Below are 1,914 nucleotides of genomic sequence, written 5' to 3'. Positions count from 1 at the left end.
CTAAGGCCTTGTTTAGCTGAAAGATGGGTAATTACTCATGAAACACCGCTACAAGCGTTCGCCAACTTGGGGCAACTACCCAGCGTTTGGAGTGGTGAAATAATCCAATATAGGAAAAAGGGAAAACAGACTATGACAGAAACAACATACGATATTATCGCTAAAAGCTTGGATAGAATTAGTATGGAATTACACCAAGCAGACGAAAACAATGATTTTTCGAGAATAGGACTCTTATCAGGACAATTAAAAGCTATCAAAGAAAATTTACACCGCTTACTTTGGATTGAACTTCCTGAATTGAATGAAAGTCATAAAATCGAGGCAGTCTCTAAAAGCACTACGGGAATGTTTTTCAGTCCTGGTATTTTTGAAATGGACGCTATGCGACAAGCCTTCTTTAAACGCCAAGCCAAGCACTTTTTTGACAACGAAGCAGAGCAACAGGCGTATATAGAACATGCTGAAAAGGAGTATTTAGAGGCTACTATAACCTTGAAAGATATTCTTTTTAATTCTAAAAATGCTAATCGGAAAGTAAGTAAAGATCATCTTATAGAGAAGTTTGAGGAGGCAATGCAATGACACTAGACCTAGACAACATGACACAAGCAGAATTTGATAAACAAATGGCTGAAATTAAGGAGAAACGCCCAAACCTCTTCCAGTTTATCTCTGATTTTGTAGATAGAAAAGTAAGCACCGAAGAGGTGGACGACTTCCTGAAGATGGGACGAAGCAACCAAGTGGACTATATCAAAAACTATCAAGCGAGGGCATAGCATGAATGAATTAGATTTAAGCAACACACAGGCGATTATCTTTTCCGTGGTATTGATTGGCCTACTGCTTTATCTAAACCACCGAGACCGCAAAAAAGCACCCAATTTGAGCGAGAAAGCAAACAGACGATAGAAACACCTAGCGAGAGTTTAACCCCCGATTATGGGCGTTATATTCAGCTTGCAGGGGTTAAGCCATGGGGGTGCTAAGATGTTTGAAAAAATGATTGAAGATTTAAAGTCTAAGATTTTGGAAGCAGTGGAACGGTATTTAAAAAGTCATGAGAAAGTACCTCAAAAAAGATTAGATTTAATCAGTAAGGTGGAACTAAAGGAAGAACTGGGCATAGGAGATAAAACCTTGACAAAATGGGAATGTGCAGGACTACCACAGTATATACCGCCTATTGAAGATACTAGAAAAGCGTATTATAAAATCTCAGATGTTTTAAAGTTTTTGGGGGTAGATGATGGCAAAGACTAAAATATATTTTTGGTTAAAAGTTGATAAGAAGTTTTTTGATAATCTTTTTATTAAGCGACTTAAAAATATGCCTGGTGGCTACACTATGACAGTGATTTATATCCGTCTTATGTTGGAAAGTTTAGAAGATGATTGTATTTTGTACTATGAAGGATATTTTGATAGTTTGGTACAGGAATTAGCTTTAAAACTGGATGTTTCTGAAGATGATATCAATATGACGGTTGCATATTTTACAAAATGTGGACTGATTCAGATAGACGATGATGGACATGCTACATTATCGCAAGCAAAAGCCATGGTTGAGAGTGAAACAAACTGGGCAAAATACAAGCGAGAACAAAGAAAAAATAGTCAAGATTTACCAAAATTGGAGAATGTCCAAAATAAAAAGACTATTTCCAATTTATGTCCAACAGAGATAGAGAAAGAGAATAGAGTTAATAGTAAGAGTAATAATTTATATTTAGATAATATATTGTCGGGAAATCCCGACTTCACTTTTCCTACTTGGCTTGAAGAAACAGCTATAAAAGATTTAGAGAAAACAAAATATAAAGAACTTTGGATCCCTATTGTTTATCTGAATCAAGTAGCTAATAAGAGGTATAAGTTTGTTGATAAGACAAAAAGGCTTTTACTAGCACG

At 35.9% G+C, this 1,914-nt stretch carries 4 protein-coding genes and 1 pseudogene; all 5 read left to right on the top strand.

The window, feature by feature from the left end; all coding sequences use genetic code 11:
* Positions 1-132 precede the first annotated feature (132 nt).
* Entirely contained in the window at positions 133-585 is a 453-nt protein-coding gene (locus tag K1I61_RS08915) for a hypothetical protein (RefSeq protein WP_223334889.1), read from the top strand.
* The gene (locus tag K1I61_RS08910) at positions 582-782 is read left to right on the top strand and encodes a hypothetical protein (protein ID WP_223334887.1); all 201 of its coding nucleotides are present in this window, start codon (positions 582-584) and stop codon (positions 780-782) included. The genes K1I61_RS08915 and K1I61_RS08910 overlap by 4 nt, the downstream gene beginning before the upstream one ends.
* Position 783: 1 nt before the next feature.
* Positions 784-992, top strand: a pseudogene (locus tag K1I61_RS08905) (hypothetical protein).
* A 1-nt stretch (position 993) separates the two neighbouring features.
* Positions 994-1,266 carry a hypothetical protein gene (locus tag K1I61_RS08900; protein WP_223326782.1) on the top strand — a complete coding sequence of 91 codons (273 nt, stop codon included), beginning with the start codon at positions 994-996 and terminating at the stop codon, positions 1,264-1,266.
* On the top strand, positions 1,253-1,914 hold a 662-nt coding region (locus tag K1I61_RS08895), incomplete at its 3' end, for a phage replisome organizer N-terminal domain-containing protein (RefSeq protein WP_223334886.1). The genes K1I61_RS08900 and K1I61_RS08895, both read left to right, overlap by 14 nt.

It is taken from the genome of Streptococcus infantis (assembly GCF_019929665.1).
Classification (GTDB): domain Bacteria; phylum Bacillota; class Bacilli; order Lactobacillales; family Streptococcaceae; genus Streptococcus; species Streptococcus infantis_H.
Note: the sequence above shows the minus strand (reverse complement) of the source record. Positions and strands in the feature narration are given on the sequence as shown.

Coding starts and splice junctions, on each gene's coding strand:
- K1I61_RS08910 (WP_223334887.1), top strand. CDS start 582: ATGACACTAGACCTAGACAACATGACACAAGCAGAATTTGATAAACAA.
- K1I61_RS08915 (WP_223334889.1), top strand. CDS start 133: ATGACAGAAACAACATACGATATTATCGCTAAAAGCTTGGATAGAATT.
- K1I61_RS08900 (WP_223326782.1), top strand. CDS start 994: ATGTTTGAAAAAATGATTGAAGATTTAAAGTCTAAGATTTTGGAAGCA.